The organism is Janibacter corallicola NBRC 107790, from assembly GCF_001570965.1.
Taxonomy (GTDB): domain Bacteria; phylum Actinomycetota; class Actinomycetes; order Actinomycetales; family Dermatophilaceae; genus Janibacter; species Janibacter corallicola.
In genome coordinates, this window is the sequence record NZ_BCSR01000033.1 from 1 (window position 1) to 16,432 (window position 16,432).

Below are 16,432 nucleotides of genomic sequence, written 5' to 3' on the forward strand. Positions count from 1 at the left end.
GGTGCCGGTGACGGCGGTGCGCCGGGCGTCGATGGTGCGCCGGGTGCCGGTGACGGCGGTGCGCCGGGCGTCGATGGTGCGCCGGGTGCCGGTGATGAGGCTGCTGCCGCCGGTGCCGCGGGCGCCGCCGGTGACGACGGTCCCAGTGCGCCCGGCGCGCCGACCGGTGCAGAGAGCGAGGGTGGCTCGGCCTATGACGGCGGGCCCGCGCGCGCTGAGTCCGCCGGAGCGGCGGCGCCTGCCGGCCCCGCGGATGCCCAGGACGATGTGGGCCCCGGAGGAGCGGCCCGAGCGGCACAGGCCGGAGACCAACCTGCCGCCGCGCCTGCCAGCGCCGCGGCAGGTCAGGACGATGCGGGTCCCGGAGGGGCAGCCGCAGGGCACGCCGGAGACCGCCACGTAGAGCCGCCGCACGGCGCACCGGTGGAGGATTCCGGACCCCCGCGGCACACGCGGGAGGGAGCGCCGCTGGCAGGAAGCCGGGCCAAGAGTGCTGCCGACCGCGCGTACTACCTCGGCCGTGGCGGCGGCCGCGGCGCGGTGCTCGTCGGTGCGGCCACCTCAGACATGAGCCAGTCAGTTGATCGTCAAGATGCGGGAGGGGCTCGATGACTACAGAGCCGGTGAAGTACAGCTATCTGAATCGCCCTAAGGCTCCTGGAATCAGCGGGATGAGCCCCGTGCAGTTCCTCGCCCTCGTCGGCGTGGTGCTGGTCGCGATGGTCCTGATGTTCGTGGTCAACTTCTACATCGGCATCGCGTGGATCGCGGTGGCGCTGCTGGCGCTGGCGCCGTGGGTGATCGGCACCTTCGTCTTCGACCGGAATCCCTATGGGGTCGTGGCCCGTCGAGTCCGCCACCGCGCAGCGGAGCGGCAGGGGCTGGCCACCCTCGCGCAGGGGCCGGTCGGTCTGGTCTCTCACGGAGGTCTGTCGCTTCCGGGGCTGATGGCCGACTCTGAGCTGTATGAGGCGCAGGACGGCTACGGAGTTCCGTTCGCGATGATCCATCACGCGGCCGCCGACCACTACACCGTGGTCATCGAGGCTGACCCCGACGGCGTGGTGGGGCTGGACCAGGAAGACATTGACCGCCGGGCGGCCCTGTGGGGGACCTACCTCGGTGTGCTCGCTCGGGAGCGGGACCTGATCGGCGCTCAGGTCGTGGTCGAGACCGTGCCTGACTCCGGGTTGCGCCTCCAGCGAGCACAGTTGTCAGGGATCTCGCCGGACGCGCCGACGTTCGCGCGAGAGGTCATTGACGACCTCGTGCAGTCCGCCCCGGTCGGCTCGGCCCAAGTGACGACGACACTCACCCTGACCTTCGACGCCACCAAGGGCATCGAGAAGGGCACCCGTGACGCGGACACGATGGCCGACGACATTGGCACACGCCTGCCCGGCCTCATCGCACAACTGCGCGCCACAGGAGCCGGCCAGACGCTGCGGGCTCGGGTCGCCACCGACATCATTGATGACGCCCGCGCCGCCTTCGACCCGAGCGTGGCCACCGCCATCGAGCAGGCACGCACCGAGGAGGGCGGGACCGGGCTGTCGTGGGATGAGTGCGGCCCCTCGGCCGCGCAAGCGACCAAGACGTACTGGGCTCACGACGGCGCGGTGTCCATGTCGATGATGATGGTCGAGCCACCGCGAGGGGTGTACTACAGCCTCCAACTGCGGGAACTGTTGCAGCCCTCCGCGAGGATCGCGCGCAAGCGGGTGGCGATGCTCTACCGGCCACTCAATCCGGCCATGTCGGCGCAGCTGGCCGAATGGCGCGTGACCGCCGCGACCGCCGACGCGGATTCCGGCCGACGCACCGGCCCCTCGGAGCGGAAGAAGGCCGCGCTGACAGCGGCGAAGGAAAACGCACGGGCCGAAGCCGAAGGGTCTCCCTTCGTCCGGGTCGGGATGATCGTCACGTCCACGGTCGAGGACGTGGAGGACCTGCCGACCGCGAAGGCCACGCTCCTGAACCTCGCCGGCCAGGCACGGTTGAAGTTCCGCCCGGCGTGGTGGATGCAGGACACCGCGTTTCTGGCCGCGATGCCGCTGGGGATCGTGCTCCCCGAGCGGGTCGCGCTGCCGGCTGCACTCCGGGAGACGCTGTGAAGGCCGTCGCGGAGGAAGAGTCCAAGGCTCGCGCCGGGCTGGCTGCGGTCCTCGAGACGTTCGGGTGGGGCAGCGACGGTGACGCGGAGCACCCCGGCAAGCGGGGTCGGAAGGTGCCCGGTGGCGGGTACGCCTCGGTGGTCGAGGCGGCCCCGGAGTTCGAAGCCCCGACCAATCAGGTTTGTGGCCTCTGGCCGTTCTCGGCTGGCTCCAGCCTGCCGGTGACCGGCGCCTTCCTCGGGCGCCACCAGTACCTGGCCACGCACGTCTGCGCGGACCCGGTGGTGTGGTTCCAGCAGGGCTTGATCCTCAACCCCTCGGCCTTCGTGCTCGGCCGGCCGGGGTTGGGCAAGTCCACCTTGATCCGGCGGATGCTGACGGTGCTGGCGGCCTCTGGAGTCATCCCGATGATCCTGTCGGACCTCAAGCCGGACTACGTGAAGTTGGTGCGCGCCCTGGGAGGGCAGGTCATCACGGCTGGCCGCGGCGGGGCCAACGTCAACCCGCTCGACCCCGGCCCGGCGGTCCAGGCGCTGGACCACCTCGAGGACGAGGAGGCCGTGCGGGTCCGGGCTCAACTGGAGGGTCGCCGGCTGAACACGTTGGCGGGCCTGTGCGAACTGGTCCGTGGCGACTCGTTGAGCGATTTCGAGCTGACTGCGCTGCGCACCGCGATCCGGGTGCTGGACCCGGACCTGACGGCCACCCCGGTCGTGGACGAGGTACGGGAAGTCATCGAGGCACGGCACCCCGAGGTGCGCCGCGTGATCCGCGACCGAGGCAGCGATGAGCGGTACGACAACCGGACCGAGCGACTGGTCGATGCCTTGCAGGGCCTCGGCTTGGACGGCCCGTTCGGACCGACGTTCGCCTCCCACACCTCGGTCCCGCTCGTGCTGGACCGGCCGATGGTCTTCGACATGAGCGAGGTCGATGACAACGACATGCAAATGCAAGCCGGGTTGCAGTTGGTCTGCTGGTCTTGGGGCTCGGCCGCCGTGCAGGGCGCGAAGATCCTCGCGCACGCTGGTCTTGCTCCCGAGCGGATCTACGTGCTGGTCATGGACGAGCTCTGGCGGGTGCTGCGCGCGAGCCTGCACATGGTCGATCGCATTGACGCGATCACCCGCCTGAACCGGCAGTTGCTGCTGCCGCAGATCATGTGCACCCACACGATGCAGGACCTGGTGCTGGCCACCGAGACTGCGACCTCGAAGGCGTGGGGCTTCGTGGAACGCTCCGAAATGGTCTTCCTCGGCGGGCTCGCGCCGAAGGAGATGGGAAACCTGACGCAGGTGTTCTCCATGCCGGAGAAGGAGCGGCAGATGATCACCACCTGGTCCGATGTGCATTCGACCTCCGGGAAGGAGAACGCCGAGCCACCGGGGCTGGGGCTCTTCCTGCTGAAACTCGGCTCCAAGCCCGGCATCCCGTTCCGCGTGGACCTGAGCCCGTTGGAGAAGAAGGTCAACGACACCAACGAGCGGTGGGCCGCGCATGAGGCATCCCGCCGCGCGGAGAAGGGGGCGGCGTGATCGCACCCCGTCGCGCAGGTCGTCTCCCGGAGCCCAGCGGCAACGGCGCACTCATCGCTGGCGCCGGCTCGCTCGTGGCGGCCGCCTTGCTCGTAGTGGCCGGCTGGGCGGCCGCGGGCATCGCCGGCCTCTCCCCGCAGGGCAACCCCATCGGGTGGGCCGTGGGTCTGGCCACCGGCACCTCGCGCTGGTCGGCGGCCGCGACGGTCGTCCTGGTCGTCATCATCGTGGCCGTGGCGGTCCTGGCCGCGCTCGTCGTACGGGCGGTCATGGGCCGGCGCAGCGGGGCCGGCCGGCTGGACAACCTCGCCAAGTCCATGTCGCTGCCCTCTGACGTGCGGCCCCTGTCGATGGAGACCCTGGCCGAGGACGCCCGGCGCCTCGGGGTCGCCCCCGAGTGCGGGCCGGGAGTCCCCATCGGCAAGGCCGTCAACGGTGGGACCGCATTGGGCACCTCGTGGGAGTGGACCCAGCTGTGGGTGATGGGTCCGCGAGCCGGGAAGACCTCGTGCCTGTGCATCCCGCAGGTGCTGGCCACCGGCGGCCCGGTCGTGGCCACGAGCAACAAGCGAGACCTGCTCGACGCGACCCGCGGCCCGAGGTCGCAGCGCGGGCTCGTGCGAGTCCATGACCCGCAGGGTCTGGCCGGGCAAGAGGCGACCTGGTGGTGGTCGCCGCTGTCCTACATCACCGACTCCCCACGGGCGGACGAAATCACCTCGCTCTTCGCGGCCGCGACCCGCGATGCGACGGCCAAGACCGATGCCTACTTCGACACGGCCGCGCAGACCTTGGTCTCGGCGCTGCTGCTGGCGGCCGCGAAGGGGGGCAAGACCCTCCTCGACGTGCACGAGTGGGTCCGCCGGCCCGATGAGACCGAGCCGGAAGACCTGCTCATCGACGCCGGGGAACGCTCGGCTGCCATCGACGTGGAATCGGCTCGGATGAAGACCCCGAAGCAACGGGACGGCATCTACGGCTCCGCGGAAAATCTGCTGTCCTGGCTGCGGAACCCGGCTCTTGAACCGTGGATCACTCCCGGTGAGGGGCGCCCGGAGTTCGACGCCGAGGAGTTCGTCCGATCCAAGGACACTCTGTACCTGCTCTCCAAGGAGGGACCGGGCTCGGCTCGGGCGCTGACCGCCTCTCTGACGGTCGCCGTCACCCGAGCGGCCGAGCGGTACGGCATCTCTCAGGGTGGGCGGCTGGCCCGCCCGCTGCTGTGCGTCCTCGATGAGGCGGCGAACATCTGCCGGTGGCCGCAGCTGCCCGACCTCTACAGCCACTACGGCTCTCGCGGAATCGTTTTGACCACCTACCTCCAGTCGTGGTCCCAAGGAGTCCGGGTGTGGGGCAAGGAGGGGATGACGCAGATGTGGGACGCGGCCAACGTGCGCGGGATCGGGCCGGGCATCGCCGATGACCAGTTCGCCGGCACGATCTCCAAACTCGTCGGCCCGCACGATGTACGCACCCGCTCGGCCTCGAACTCGATGCGGTCGGGGCACTCGGTCAACCACCAGCTGCGCCGCGAGCAGATTCTGGAGGTGGCCGACGTGTCGGCCCTGCCGCAGGGCCGGGCAGTCGTACTGCCCTCCGGGTCGCCCTCGATCATGCTCGCCACCCAGCACTGGAGCACGCTGGAAATCGCGGACCTGATCACCGCCAGCATCGAGCATTACAGCCGGGAAGGGGCGGCATGAGCCAGGAGCCCGATTGGACCGAGGCGGCCCCGGAGTCCGACACGGTGCAGCCAGGGATGGCTTTCGCCTCGCTGCCGGAGTTCGTCGAGGACTTCTTCGTTGAGGTCGCCGTCCGACACACACTCCCTGAGAACTGGTGTCGGCAGTGGTGGGACCACGAAGAGGCCGTGCTGCGACTTGAGGCGTTGTGGGACGCCTTCGAGACCCTGCGCGTCGAGCCCGGCACGGGTACCGCGGTGTGGATTCGGGACTACCTCGACCCGTGCGTGGCGGCCCTGACCGACTCCGAGACCTCGCCCTTCAGAAAGTGCCGCGCCCGCCACGGCGAGCACGTGGTCGAAGAGCCCTGGCCCGTCACCCCCGCACCCGCGGGGATGTTCCAGCGCTATGCCTGACGAGGAGAAGGAGGGGAAGATGAGCCTCAGTGCTGCCGCTAGTGCGGCGTCCGTGATGACGAGCCAAAGGACTCGCATCGGGCAGTTGGTCGGCACCCTGCTCATGTTTGCCTACAGCGCGTGGGCAATAGCCGCCGTCACGGGCCACGGGGACTCCCCTCTGGATGCCCTAGTGAACGGTTTGGCGTGGGCGGATGCCCCGACCACGGACGTTGAGACCGTCCAGTCGTGGATCGCGTCGAGGCACATCGTTGGGTTGCTCGGAGCCCTGGTCCTGGCACCCCTCGGCGTGAGTGCCCGACAGGGAATCCTTGTGTACGGGGGGCTGCTCCTTGCCGGAGAGGTCTTCGGCCTGTGGGGTGCGGCAAGCCTGTTCCTCCTGACGACGGCGGCCTTCGCGCTGGCCTCGATCGGTCGTGAGGACGGCTCTGCTCATGTCGCGTGGCTTGCCTGGTCAAGAAAGGCGCTGGTCGGCGGCGTTCTGGTGCCTTTCGTGCTCCTGCTTGTCGGTCTGCTGTGGCTGACAGAGGCCTACGCGAGACCGACCCAGGAACGCGGAGAGGCAGCCGATGCGGCAGAGACATTGGCCGAAGGTCACAGCAGCGTGGCGGCCATGCCGCCGGCGACGGCAGCGAAGGTGCTCACGTTGAGCATGGCCGCCTCGCGCGACGCGCGCTGCGTCAACCAGCTGATCAGCGAGACCGAACTTCCTGCCCCGCGCCGCGTCGAGCCAGAGCAGGTGGACCCGCAAGGTCCGGTCTTCGGTAATTAGCGGCCCATCTCTTTCTCGGCGCCGCGGCCCTTGCGGTTGACGTTCTTGCGTGCGTTGCGGTGCTGCTTGATCCGGTTGATGGCCGCTGGAAGTGCCCCGAAGGCCTTGGCGGTCTTGGCCCGCACGGCTTGGGATCGGGAAGACACTCCGGCGGCCGCCATGTCTGCGGTGTTGGCGCGGCTCTCGGCGGCGTTCTGCTGGGTGAGAGCCGCGCCATCTTCTCGCTGGGCGAGGCCGTGTTCAGTCTCGGCGTCGGCGGCCGACTCGGCGCCCTTGCCTTCGGCCTCGAGGGCGTCGGCGCTCTCTTCGGTCTCTTCGCCGGGGTCGTCGGCCGCGGCCTCGCGGCCGTGCTCGGCGTCGGCCTGGTTCTCCCACCCGGCCTCTTCGAGGCGTTCGCTGCCCTCGGCGGCGCGGTCGGCGTCGGCGGCGGCGCGGTCGCCGGCGGCGGCCCACGCTTCCTCGCCCAGGCCGTGCTCGACGGTGCGGTTGAACTTGTCGATATCGAGGCCGAGCCGGTCGCCCAACTCGCCCTCGACGGCGGTGCGCGCGTCGAGCGCACCGGGCTGGTCGATCATGTTGTTGGCTTCGTGCCACCGCTGCTCAAGTTCCTCAACGGTGGCCTCCTGGCGCCACTCCGGGCTCATCGCCTCGATCAGCCGCTCCTGCTGGCTGGTGATGGGCGGTGTCTCGACCGCGGGCGTCACCTCCCGGTCAGGTTCGGCCTCGAACCGCTGCTCGGGGCGGCGGCCCGGGTCGTTGGCATCCACGCCCCACCGCTGGCGGATCTGCTCGGCCAGGGACGCCTCCGCGGCCGCGGCACGCGGGTCGACCTCGGACCACGCCTTGGCGACAGTCCACGCGCCAACGGCGGTCTCCCGGTCGGCCTGAGCGAACCGTCGAGGGTCCGCCACCGGCTCGTAGGTCGCTCGTGCCGTCTCGCGGGCTTCCGACATGGCTTCGCGGACCTGCGCGGCACGCTCGCGGCTCTCGGCCGCCGCCTGCCGGTGGGCCTCGGCGCGACGCCGGGCAGCCTGCTCCGCGATCTGCATGCCCATCATCACGGTGATCCGCACCCCGCGGGATACGTCACTGGTCGTTTCATCCAAGTTGTGCTCGGTCATTTCCCCTGCTCCTGATCTCTCGTGGCGTGCTTCCTGTCTCGTGGCCCTCGGGGGTCGATGCGGGTGCGCGTTGCGGCCGCGGCGCGGAGTCCGCTCTGAACGCTGGCGAGCTCTCGCTGCGCTGCGTGCTCGACGCGCTCGGCACGCACCTTTTCCCCTCGCGCTGTCTGGGCGCTCTTTATCGCTTGGTTCACGCGAGAGAACTCCTGCCAGACGGCAAACCACCCGGCCACGCTGGACCTAGACCCGCCGCGCAGGAGGAGATTCAGGTGGCGGCAGGCCACCCGCACGTCGTCGGAGACGGGGGCCTCGACGTGCCGCTGTGTCTGTGCTGCACGTGTCAGTTCGTGCGTGGCGCCGGCCATGAGCGCGTACTGCCGGCCGCCCGAGCCGCGGGTCAACTCCCCGGAGACTGTCGCGGCCTCGCGCGCGACACCCGCCCAGGCGCTGGTGTCGTGAGGGTCCAGTCGCTCGGTCCGGGTCGCCCAGGCGGCCAGTGATTTCTGTGCGGCGTTCCATGACGGTGACCACGCCGCGACCTTCTTCGATTCGGTCACGCCCCGGCGGCCCTGCCACAAGCTCAACGCTTCGCTGCGGCGCTCGGGGGTGTCCTCCCACATCGCGCGGAGTTTCGGCAGTGTCAGGTCCCGTGCCAGGCGGCTGCCGGAGTACCACGCGCCCTGTCCGTCACGGAAGGCGAAGGAGGCGCCTTCAACGGCCGTTTGACCACCCTTGGCGAACCGCGGTCGCACCCGCACGCCCTGGCGCAACAGGTCCGCGATGAACTGTGCCTCGGTGCTCGCGTGCGTGGCGCTTGTGCGCACGATCATCGCCAGGCGCTGCCGCTCGGGAATGGCGTTCTTGGTTCCCGGCTCGGCCTCGCGGGTCCGGCGCAGCTCGGCCGCGCTGGCCGCGGGCATCCCACGCTGGGTGGTCGAGTCCTTCACCGGCCGCAGCCCGTACTTCTTCTCAAGGTCGTCCGCGATCTTGCGGGAGCGCAGTTTCGAGCGGTGCTCGTTGGCCCACCGGCCGTCGTCACGCACGAGGCACACCGCGACGTGCATGTGGTCATTTCCGCCCTCGGACAGACCGTGGCGCCACGCGGCCCAGCGGCAGTCCGCCTGCCCTTCGACTCCGGCGAAACCCATTGCCTGCACGTAGTCGGCTGCGATGCGCCCCCAGGTCTCATCCGAGAGCCGGCCCTCGTCGGCACGTAGCGCGAAACTGACGTGGAAGACGTGCCGGCGACCCTCGCCGCTGTCCTGACCCGCGTAGGGGCTATCCGCCCGAAACTGTCCGTCTCCCCCATCCTGCTCACCGCTCTGCGCTCCACCTCTGGAAGCCCCCGCGGAGACCGGGGTGCGCGGCCCGTGGTGCTTCCGCCACGCCTCCTCCAGCGCACGGCCCTGCTCCCGCGCCTCGCCCGGTTCCAGACTCCGATCATTCAACGCGGTCGCGGTCTGACCTCGGTAGAACATCGCGGACTCACCGAGGGAAACGTCGCCCGCACCCGTCGAGGCGATCATGTGCTGGTCAGTGTGCTCCTCGGCCTGACCCGGACCCCACAGGTAGGCCGACAGCCCAGGCATGTCGCGGCCACCCTTGCCCACCTTGACGATCACAGTTGGCCCCGCCGACCGTCCGTGCCGAATCGCTCGCTCAAGCCGTCCAAGAACTCCTGCAACGAGCCCGACCCGCGCTCCATCATGGTCAGCAGTTCCGGCACCTGGGCCGGCATCTCCCCCGTCGAGTTGGCGACCGTAGCCAACTGGTTCAACAGGCCCGTGGCGACACTGAACAGCCGCCGCGTCTGCTGCAACTCGAAGACCAGCTCCGAGGTGCGGGCAGCACTCTCGGTGCCTCCGGACAGCACCGCCCGCATCAACACGTTCTGGATGGAGATGTTCTGCGCAGCAGCCATCCCGAACAGCATCGAAAACTCGTCATCCGTGCACTTGACCACCACGCGATTCTCGCGTGCCTCGTCGGCGTTGGACCGACGCCTGCCCGGCGCCCTCCGCCGCTGCACAGGACCCTCATCCTCGGCCACGTCGATCACCGCCTTTCGCCTAGCGCAGCGACCCGCCCCACGGGCGGGACTCCACACGTCAGTGTGGCACCGTCCGGTCGCCACGTCGAGCCGGACGCCGACTTAGGGCACCTAAGTCTCCATCTTGCTTCCGCTTCTCACCTTCCCGAGTTTTCGAACCTTGGTGGTCGGTGCCGGAAAATCGCTGGCGAGGAAGGGGGGTCGTCGGATGCGCTGGCAGGCTGCGGCACCTACCCTGTCGGCATGAGCGAGAACATCACCCCGCAAGAGGCCGCTTCGGCTGCCCGCCGTCTGCTCGATGAGCGCGTGACGGTGGTGGAGACGCTGGCACAGTCAGCGGCCCACCTGAAAGAGACTCGGACCGCATTCTCCGACGCCGAGAAGGAGTACGCGCGCGATTGGGCGGCCGCAGAAAAGGCCGGGTGGTCCGTCACCGAGCTGCGCCGCGTCGGGCTGCCCGAGCCCGGCCGCAAGCGCCCTGGGCGCCCGCGCAAGACACCTGCCCCCAAGCCGAGCACGTCGCCGGAGCCACCTGCGCCCACGTCGGAGTGAAGTCCTCCACTCCAGGACCCTCAGAGCGACGGGCCGCCTTTCTCCCCTCCGCGAGTTGGGCGGCCTTGGCGCTGCTGGAATGACCGACCGAGACGCGCCGGGTCCACCGACGCACCGGGGCCGGAACCTCGCGCCGGGAATGCTGCCGCCACGCTCGACTGGCGGCGGCCTGAGGCGTCGGAGACGCGCTCGACCTCGATTGCCGCGCGCCGTGCCTCTCCTCCCCTCGCAATCAACGCACGCGCCGCGGGCTGCTCGCCGCGCAGCGGAATCCAGTCGCGGTGCTGATGAAGCCGGGTCGCCGGACTGAATCCTTCTACTGGCCGTTGGAGTTGCGCGGTGGGCATGAACACACGCTCGGAGCGCACCGCCGTCCCGACAGTCTCGACGTACTGCGTGCCGAGGCTGGCGAGAGCCTTGCGCGCATCGAACTCGAAACGTCTCAGAGTCGCCGGATCGGCCAGCCTCTCCGGCGGCACCCATCGACCCTTCATGTCCCTGAACTCTCCGGCGATCACCGCCTGGAGACGCACATCGGCGCTGTGGAGCTCGCCGCCCGGAGTGCCCCTCCCGCTCACGAGACGGGGCGGGGGGCGCCACGACGTCGCGGCCGCTCTCCACGCCTGCGCCTGGGTGCGCCACGCATCCGCACGAGTGCGAGCGTCGGGTCCGCCCTGGGCGAGCGCCGCTCTCTGGCACGCAGCGCTGACAATGCTCGCCTGCGTGGCGATCAGGCGAGCATTCGGCGCGATGCTCTCCATCTGATCCGGACGCAACGCTGCCCGGCTTGCCGAGACCCAATCAGAAAGCGACCGTTCAAGGTCGGTCCTACCTGGCACCCCAGCAAGGCCAGCATCCCCGACGGGGCGCGGGAAGTTCTTGCTGCGGGAGGTCTCTAGGGCTGCGGCCGCACGGTCATACGCCTCCACCTGCGCTCTTGTGAGACGGAAGCGGGTCGCGGTGCCTGCCGCGACCCGCGCAACGTGCGCGCTGGTGGTGGCAATCTCGTCCCGAATACGGACGCGCTCATCACGTGACAGCGGCGAGGACGCCGCGATATCACGGACGGCCCCGAAGTCCTGCGCGATCCCCTTCAACCCTTCATGGACAGGCGCCCCATCGCCCGGCTCGGGGACGCCTCGCGTGGCCTGCTGCACCTCTGCAACGGGGCCAGCCACGGCCTGGGCTGCGTAGCGTCCCCCAACAGTCAACTCCCTCATGGCCGCCTCGGCCTGGCGCAGCACCTCGGCAGCGCCCTGATTCACCGAATGCTCGAACTGGCTCCGCTCTCGCTTTGCCTCTGGACCTGCGCGGTTCCCCGCGTGCGCATCGCTGCGCTGGGCGGCCTCGGTGAGCAGCCCAAAGGCCCGCTCGCGGCTGTCGCTCAGAAAGTCCTCGACCCGCGCCACGTCAGTCCCACCCCCGCAGCTCCCACACCGCGGACTGGACCCTGACCCGAGCGGAGAAAACATCGTCGTCGCTCATCAGCGGCGCCAGCACCTCATCCGCCTCCCGCAGGAGACCCCTGGCCCTTCGGGCCGCTTCACTCACCGAGCCGGCCGCCACGTCTGCCGGCTCGCGCGGGTCGGCGTCGGCCGCCAGGAGAAACTCCTCGGCCCACGTCACATGCCCAGCCACGGCCGTCAACTCCAGACCGTCCTCGTCATCGGACATGATCGCCCCGTCGAGCACCGCGTCGGCAGCGAGCACCAAGTCGGCCGCGCGATCAAGGGCCTCACGATCCGTCATGCGCTCCACAGTAGACATGACCATCAAACCTCACCTCCTCTCAGCCATCGCGGCCTTGATCCACGTGTGCACCGGAGCGTCCCCTACGAGAACAACAAGGCATAGACAAGGGCTGCGCCCGCGATCACATACAACAGCGCCATCACAATGACGCCGCGGTTGTGCTTGCGCCGCTTCTCCTCCGACCACGGCTCCACATCGGGCAGGAGGCGCCTCTGCGTCTCCGCGGTGTCCGGCCCCGCCCAGGCCGTGAACGCTCTGGATAGCCCGATTGATACGACAGCCATTCCGACGATCCCGGTCAATAGGGTCAGTACGCTCATCATCGCGACTCCTCTCGATCCGCCCCGGTCGGCCGTTCCGCCGGGGGCCTTTCACTCGCAATTCTCGGAGTTGCCACCGACACCGAGCGACCGCGTCATCATTCGGTGGATGCCGCCCGCCCGAGGTCGAGGAATGTGGAAAACCGGCCCTCGCGCTCAGTCCACGTCGGAGGCCACGGGCAACTGCCCGTCCGGTCGCGGTTCGTCACGGAACCGGAGAAGTGACGGAACCTCGCCGCGGATGATCCGCCCCACCGTGGCTCGTGGCACACCACATGTCGCGGCGATGGTGCGCTGGCTGGCGCCCTCGCCAGCCATCCGGATGATCAGTTGGTACTGCTCTCGAGTCACCTTCGACGGGCGGCCCAAAGTCGCGCCCTTGGCGCGGGCGGCCTCGAGCCCGGCGGCCGTGCGCTCGTGGATCAGGTCTCGCTCGAATTGGGCCATTGCCGCCATGACGTGGAACATCAGCCGGCCCCCCGAGGTCGTGGTGTCCAGCCCCTCGGTCAGGCTCCGCAGCTGCACTCCCCTACGGCCCAGGTCGTCCACGAGCGCGACGAGGTGGGAGACCGACCGGCCCAGCCGGTCGAGTTTCCACACCGTGAGCACGTCCCCCTCCTCGACCTGGGACAGCAGCCGGTCCAGTCCCGGCCGGGATGCCTTCGTGCCGCTCACGTGGTCCACGACCACGTTCGCCTCATCGACTCCCGCGCCCAGGAGCGCGTCGGTCTGCACCTGCACGTCTTGCGCGATGGTCGAGACTCGCGCGTATCCCCACACAGTCATTGCTCACAACTCTCCTCCGTGACGGCTTGTGGGTCGCAACGCTACTGAGCCGGGACTTTCGGGCCGTTCCGGCAGCCGATACGGCGTGCCTCCACGACGTGGCTCTGAACCGACCGTCACTGAGCCGGTTGGCGTCTTGCTCGTCATCTGCGGTCACGATGTGCCCCTCCTCGTTTCGTCTCTAATGGGGTCTGTCGATTCTTTCGGTGATCCCTGACAGGGGTTCAGCACTCCAGCGCTTCGTCGGGGGATATGAAGTCGTGGGTGGCGCGCATGTGCTCGACCGCTCGGCGGTGCACCTCTGCGTACCGCTCCTCGGCGGCGGCGTAGCCGTCATCGAGGCCGGAGGCGCGGCCGGATTCGTAGCCGGCCATGAAGATGTCGAATTCCCGCCAACTGAGGGCCGCTATGTCGATGCTGCGGTCGGCGCGCTCGGTCGGCTCTTCGCCGTTCGGTCCGGTCTCCCACATCTCCCCTCCCCCTTCGCGGTCGTCTCGGGTGGCCTTATCGGCGCAGCCGGTTGGGCAGTCGGGCGGGCGGCTCGGGCAGCTGTCCGCCGTCCCGCTTCCGGGCGGCCTCGACGGCTGCGGCGATGGCGTCGCCGGCCCACGCGCTGTCACTGAGCCACCGTCCGGCGCCCTGGTCGGCGGTGACCCCTTCGCGCATCCGCTCCACGCTGTGGGTCGGGATCGTGAATGAGCGCGGGGAGCCGGTGCGGGTCTGGCTCCGGCCGACCGGCCGGGACAGCGCCTCGCGCTCGGCCGTGCTGCGCGCGGCGTGGTTCTCCAGAACGGTGCCGATCCACCTACCGAAGGTGTCGTCCTGTCCCCCGGCTTGCCAATCCGAGAGATAGGCGGCCTTGGCGTCATGGAACTCGGCGGCCGTCATGTAGACGCCGAGGCGGGCCGTCTCGGAGGCGCCTGCGGTCTTCTTCTTGGGCGCTGGCCGCTGCTCGGCGGCTGGCGTGGCCGCGGCCTCCTCGGTGTGCTGCTGGTCCTGCTCGGCTTCGGCTCTCATGGCCTCGCGCCGCTTGGCGCCGATGCCCCTGTTCTTCACGGTCGGGCGACTCATGTCTTGTCTCCTTGGTCTGCTTGGTCTGGTTAGTCGTGTGTGTCTGAGTGGTCAGGTTTTGCGTTTCGCTCTCGGTGCTGGCACGCGCACCCTCGGTAGATGCGGTGTGGGTGGCGTTTGTCCTCGCACTCCTCGTGCTGGCCGTCCCGGCATTCCTGGCACACCATTGGTCGTCACACCTGCCTCTCCGCGGTCGCGGGCGTCTGCGCCGTCGAGGCCGCGACGATGGGCTCTAGCGCGGCCGCGTAGTCGGCGCTGACCTCGGCCGCGGGGGCGTAGAGACTGACGGGCCGACCTGCCAAGTAGGCGTCCCGGACGGTCACGGTCTCCCGGACGGTGCCGGTCACGCGGGAGCCGTAGTCCTCTCGCAGGGCTGCGAGCACGTCCCGGTCGTGCAGCCGGCGGCCGTCGTGGCGGGTCGGCACGATCCAGTCCAGGCGGCACCCTCTGTTCAGTCGGGGTGCCACGCGGTGCTCGATCAGCTCCTCGAGTCGGGCCACCTGGTCGTATGCCTCCCCCTCGGTGGCGACGGCGGCGATGACGACCTCGGCGGCCGCCAGCGCGGCGAGGGTGACCAGTCCCTGACCGGGCGGGGTGTCGATCACCACGTCGTCCCACTCCCCTGCCACCTCGGGCAGGTGCTCCTTCAACGCGGTGATGACCTCGGGCTTGGTCTCCAAGGTGTTGAGTTCGTAGGTGCCGACGAGCACGTGCGCGCCGGGCACGCTCGGGGACTCGACGGCGGCCTGTCCAGCGTCGGCCTGCCCGGTCAGGACCTCGGCGGCGGTGCCGGGCACCTCGGTGTCGTCATCGACTCCGAGGCGCTGGGAGAGCGTGCCCTGGTGGTCGAGGTCGATGGCCAGCACGCGCCGGCCGGCTCGGGTCAGGGCTGCCACGACCTCGGCGGCCGTGGTCGTCTTGGTGCTGCCGCCCTTGCTCAGGGCGACCGTGTAGACGGTCATCTGCCGTCCTCCTCTCGCTGGACCATCGCCAGGAGATTGGCGACGGCGTTGTCTACGACGGGCTCGGCGTTCGGGTAGTGCCTCCCGAGGTCGCCCTGTGGGCCGGCCTTCTCGATCGCGTCGAGGACTTCCTCGGGGTTCTTCGGTTCCGGGGTCTCCGGGTCGGACATGCGCTCTTCTTTCGTCGTGGTCTCTGGTGGGGGTGGAGGGGAGAGGCGGCGCGATGCGCGCCCGTCCCCCACCGTTCGGTCTGTCAGAACTGCGGCTCGTCGTCCTCCCGCTCCTCGCTCGGCGTGACCGACGGCGTGAACGGCGACCTCGCCTGGGCCTTCGGCTCGTGGACCGCATAGCGGAGCTGCTTCTGTGGCTCGTCCGGCGCGCCGTCGTCCGTCGTCCCAGCGACTCCCGCGGCGCCGGGGCTCTTCTTCGGGGCCTTGGTGACCGTGGCGGTCTGCCACTTGAGGTCCGGGCCGACGTGATCCGCCAGGACAAACTGACTCGTGTGTTCCGTGCGGGTGTCCTTGTCGGTCCAGCGGTCGGTCTTAATGCGTCCCGTGACGTTGACGCTCTGCCCCTTGCGCAGGGAAGCGGCCACGTTCTTCCCGAGGATGCCCCACACCTGAACGCGGAAGACGTTGGGCTCAGCGTCTTCCCACTCCCCCGTCTCGCGGTTCTGTCGGCGGTTCCTGTCCATCACGCGCAGCCGCGTGACCTGTCGGCCGCTCGGCATGGTGCGAACCTCGGGGTCGGCGGCGAGGTTCCCGGTGAATGCAATGTCAGCCATGACGTGCTCCTTGTCTGGTTGGTGTGTGTGGTCGTACGTGTTGATCTATGCAGTCTGGTCTAGTTGGTCGTTCGCGTCGAGGTCGCGCCGGTGCACGCCGGGCGGCCGGGCGCGCCGGGCTCGGCGCCGCACTCGTCGCACGGGCGGTCCAGCGGATCGACCATGGCCAGGTAGGTCATGAGCCGGCGGAACGGGCGAGCCGCCGCGGCGGTCTCGTCGGCCGCGGCTCGGTCCCCTCGCTTCACCTCGGCCTCGGCTGCGTCGAGGATGGCCACGGCGGCGTTCGCGCTGTCCTGGCGCACGCCCCTCCCCCACGCGGCGACGCACGCTCGGTCTCCCTCGAGCGGCATGGGGTGGGTCTGGCGGAATGCTCGTGGCACGTCGTTCCACACGTCCTCGAAGTGGCCGGGGGCTGCGGTGGTGGTGTACATGGGTGCGTCTCCTTCGGTGGCGAGGGTGGTTAGTCCTCGTGGTGGTCCGTGTTGATGTAGTCAGTTTAGTCTAGTTGGTCTCGT

At 69.5% G+C, this 16,432-nt stretch carries 20 protein-coding genes; 6 read left to right on the top strand and 14 right to left on the bottom strand.

Annotation, left to right across the window (positions count from 1 at the left end):
* Positions 1-414: hypothetical protein (locus JCO01S_RS11430; protein ID WP_157074584.1), on the bottom strand; the 414-nt coding region annotated here is incomplete at its 3' end.
* Between the two features lie 194 nt (positions 415-608).
* Here JCO01S_RS11430 and JCO01S_RS11435 point away from each other — a divergent pair.
* From JCO01S_RS11435 to JCO01S_RS11455, 5 genes are read left to right on the top strand one after another with little or no spacing between them, the layout of a single operon-like run.
* Complete coding sequence (locus tag JCO01S_RS11435; protein ID WP_369407293.1) at positions 609-2,114, top strand: SCO6880 family protein; 1,506 nt, start codon at positions 609-611, stop codon at positions 2,112-2,114.
* Entirely contained in the window at positions 2,111-3,649 is a 1,539-nt protein-coding gene (locus JCO01S_RS11440; protein ID WP_068255548.1) for a putative type IV secretion/conjugal transfer ATPase, read from the top strand. The genes JCO01S_RS11435 and JCO01S_RS11440 overlap by 4 nt, the downstream gene beginning before the upstream one ends.
* Complete coding sequence (locus tag JCO01S_RS11445) at positions 3,646-5,352, top strand: type IV secretory system conjugative DNA transfer family protein (protein ID WP_068255551.1); 1,707 nt, start codon at positions 3,646-3,648, stop codon at positions 5,350-5,352. Before JCO01S_RS11440 ends, JCO01S_RS11445 begins: the two co-directional genes overlap by 4 nt.
* The gene (locus JCO01S_RS11450) at positions 5,349-5,747 is read left to right on the top strand and encodes a DUF4913 domain-containing protein (protein ID WP_068255554.1); all 399 of its coding nucleotides are present in this window, start codon (positions 5,349-5,351) and stop codon (positions 5,745-5,747) included. The genes JCO01S_RS11445 and JCO01S_RS11450 overlap by 4 nt, the downstream gene beginning before the upstream one ends.
* Positions 5,740-6,519: a hypothetical protein gene (locus tag JCO01S_RS11455; protein WP_068255557.1), complete on the top strand. Its 780-nt coding sequence runs from the start codon at positions 5,740-5,742 to the stop codon at positions 6,517-6,519. Before JCO01S_RS11450 ends, JCO01S_RS11455 begins: the two co-directional genes overlap by 8 nt.
* Here the strand turns inward: JCO01S_RS11455 and JCO01S_RS11460 are convergent.
* Genes JCO01S_RS11460 through JCO01S_RS11470 form a run of 3 tightly spaced genes read right to left on the bottom strand, consistent with a single transcriptional unit; the run spans position 6,516 to position 9,699 of the window.
* A complete protein-coding gene (locus tag JCO01S_RS11460) occupies positions 6,516-7,640 on the bottom strand; it encodes a hypothetical protein (RefSeq protein ID WP_068255560.1) in 1,125 nt (374 codons plus the stop codon). The genes JCO01S_RS11455 and JCO01S_RS11460 overlap by 4 nt on opposite strands.
* Positions 7,637-9,262 (bottom strand): relaxase/mobilization nuclease domain-containing protein, encoded by a 1,626-nt coding sequence (locus JCO01S_RS11465; RefSeq protein ID WP_068255563.1) that lies wholly within the window; start codon positions 9,260-9,262, stop codon positions 7,637-7,639. Before JCO01S_RS11465 ends, JCO01S_RS11460 begins: the two co-directional genes overlap by 4 nt.
* Positions 9,259-9,699 carry a hypothetical protein gene (locus JCO01S_RS11470; protein WP_157074586.1) on the bottom strand — a complete coding sequence of 147 codons (441 nt, stop codon included), beginning with the start codon at positions 9,697-9,699 and terminating at the stop codon, positions 9,259-9,261. Before JCO01S_RS11470 ends, JCO01S_RS11465 begins: the two co-directional genes overlap by 4 nt.
* Before the next feature lie 234 nt (positions 9,700-9,933).
* Here JCO01S_RS11470 and JCO01S_RS15750 point away from each other — a divergent pair, with 234 nt between their 5' ends.
* The gene (locus JCO01S_RS15750; RefSeq protein WP_157074587.1) at positions 9,934-10,242 is read left to right on the top strand and encodes a hypothetical protein; all 309 of its coding nucleotides are present in this window, start codon (positions 9,934-9,936) and stop codon (positions 10,240-10,242) included.
* A gap of 20 nt (positions 10,243-10,262) precedes the next feature.
* On the opposite strand, the gene JCO01S_RS11475 is transcribed toward JCO01S_RS15750, so the two are convergent.
* The 10 genes from JCO01S_RS11475 to JCO01S_RS11515 form a co-directional block, all read right to left on the bottom strand.
* Positions 10,263-11,651, bottom strand: coding sequence for a hypothetical protein (locus JCO01S_RS11475; RefSeq protein WP_068255568.1), 1,389 nt, complete (start codon positions 11,649-11,651; stop codon positions 10,263-10,265).
* Between the two features lies 1 nt (position 11,652).
* A complete protein-coding gene (locus tag JCO01S_RS11480; protein WP_157074588.1) occupies positions 11,653-11,991 on the bottom strand; it encodes a hypothetical protein in 339 nt (112 codons plus the stop codon).
* 83 nt (positions 11,992-12,074) lie between these two features.
* The gene (locus JCO01S_RS11485) at positions 12,075-12,317 is read right to left on the bottom strand and encodes a hypothetical protein (protein ID WP_068255575.1); all 243 of its coding nucleotides are present in this window, start codon (positions 12,315-12,317) and stop codon (positions 12,075-12,077) included.
* A 153-nt stretch (positions 12,318-12,470) separates the two neighbouring features.
* Positions 12,471-13,100 carry a recombinase family protein gene (locus tag JCO01S_RS11490; protein WP_084342861.1) on the bottom strand — a complete coding sequence of 210 codons (630 nt, stop codon included), beginning with the start codon at positions 13,098-13,100 and terminating at the stop codon, positions 12,471-12,473.
* 224 nt (positions 13,101-13,324) lie between these two features.
* Positions 13,325-13,570: a hypothetical protein gene (locus tag JCO01S_RS11495; RefSeq protein WP_068255578.1), complete on the bottom strand. Its 246-nt coding sequence runs from the start codon at positions 13,568-13,570 to the stop codon at positions 13,325-13,327.
* Between the two features lie 34 nt (positions 13,571-13,604).
* Entirely contained in the window at positions 13,605-14,171 is a 567-nt protein-coding gene (locus tag JCO01S_RS11500) for a hypothetical protein (protein WP_068255582.1), read from the bottom strand.
* A gap of 173 nt (positions 14,172-14,344) precedes the next feature.
* Positions 14,345-15,133 carry a ParA family protein gene (locus JCO01S_RS11505; RefSeq protein ID WP_068255586.1) on the bottom strand — a complete coding sequence of 263 codons (789 nt, stop codon included), beginning with the start codon at positions 15,131-15,133 and terminating at the stop codon, positions 14,345-14,347.
* Positions 15,130-15,303: a hypothetical protein gene (locus JCO01S_RS15935; RefSeq protein ID WP_169796948.1), complete on the bottom strand. Its 174-nt coding sequence runs from the start codon at positions 15,301-15,303 to the stop codon at positions 15,130-15,132. The genes JCO01S_RS11505 and JCO01S_RS15935 overlap by 4 nt, the downstream gene beginning before the upstream one ends.
* 83 nt (positions 15,304-15,386) lie before the next feature.
* Positions 15,387-15,917 carry a single-stranded DNA-binding protein gene (locus JCO01S_RS11510; RefSeq protein ID WP_068255589.1) on the bottom strand — a complete coding sequence of 177 codons (531 nt, stop codon included), beginning with the start codon at positions 15,915-15,917 and terminating at the stop codon, positions 15,387-15,389.
* Between the two features lie 59 nt (positions 15,918-15,976).
* Positions 15,977-16,348 (bottom strand): hypothetical protein, encoded by a 372-nt coding sequence (locus tag JCO01S_RS11515; protein ID WP_068255593.1) that lies wholly within the window; start codon positions 16,346-16,348, stop codon positions 15,977-15,979.
* Positions 16,349-16,432 lie beyond the last annotated feature (84 nt).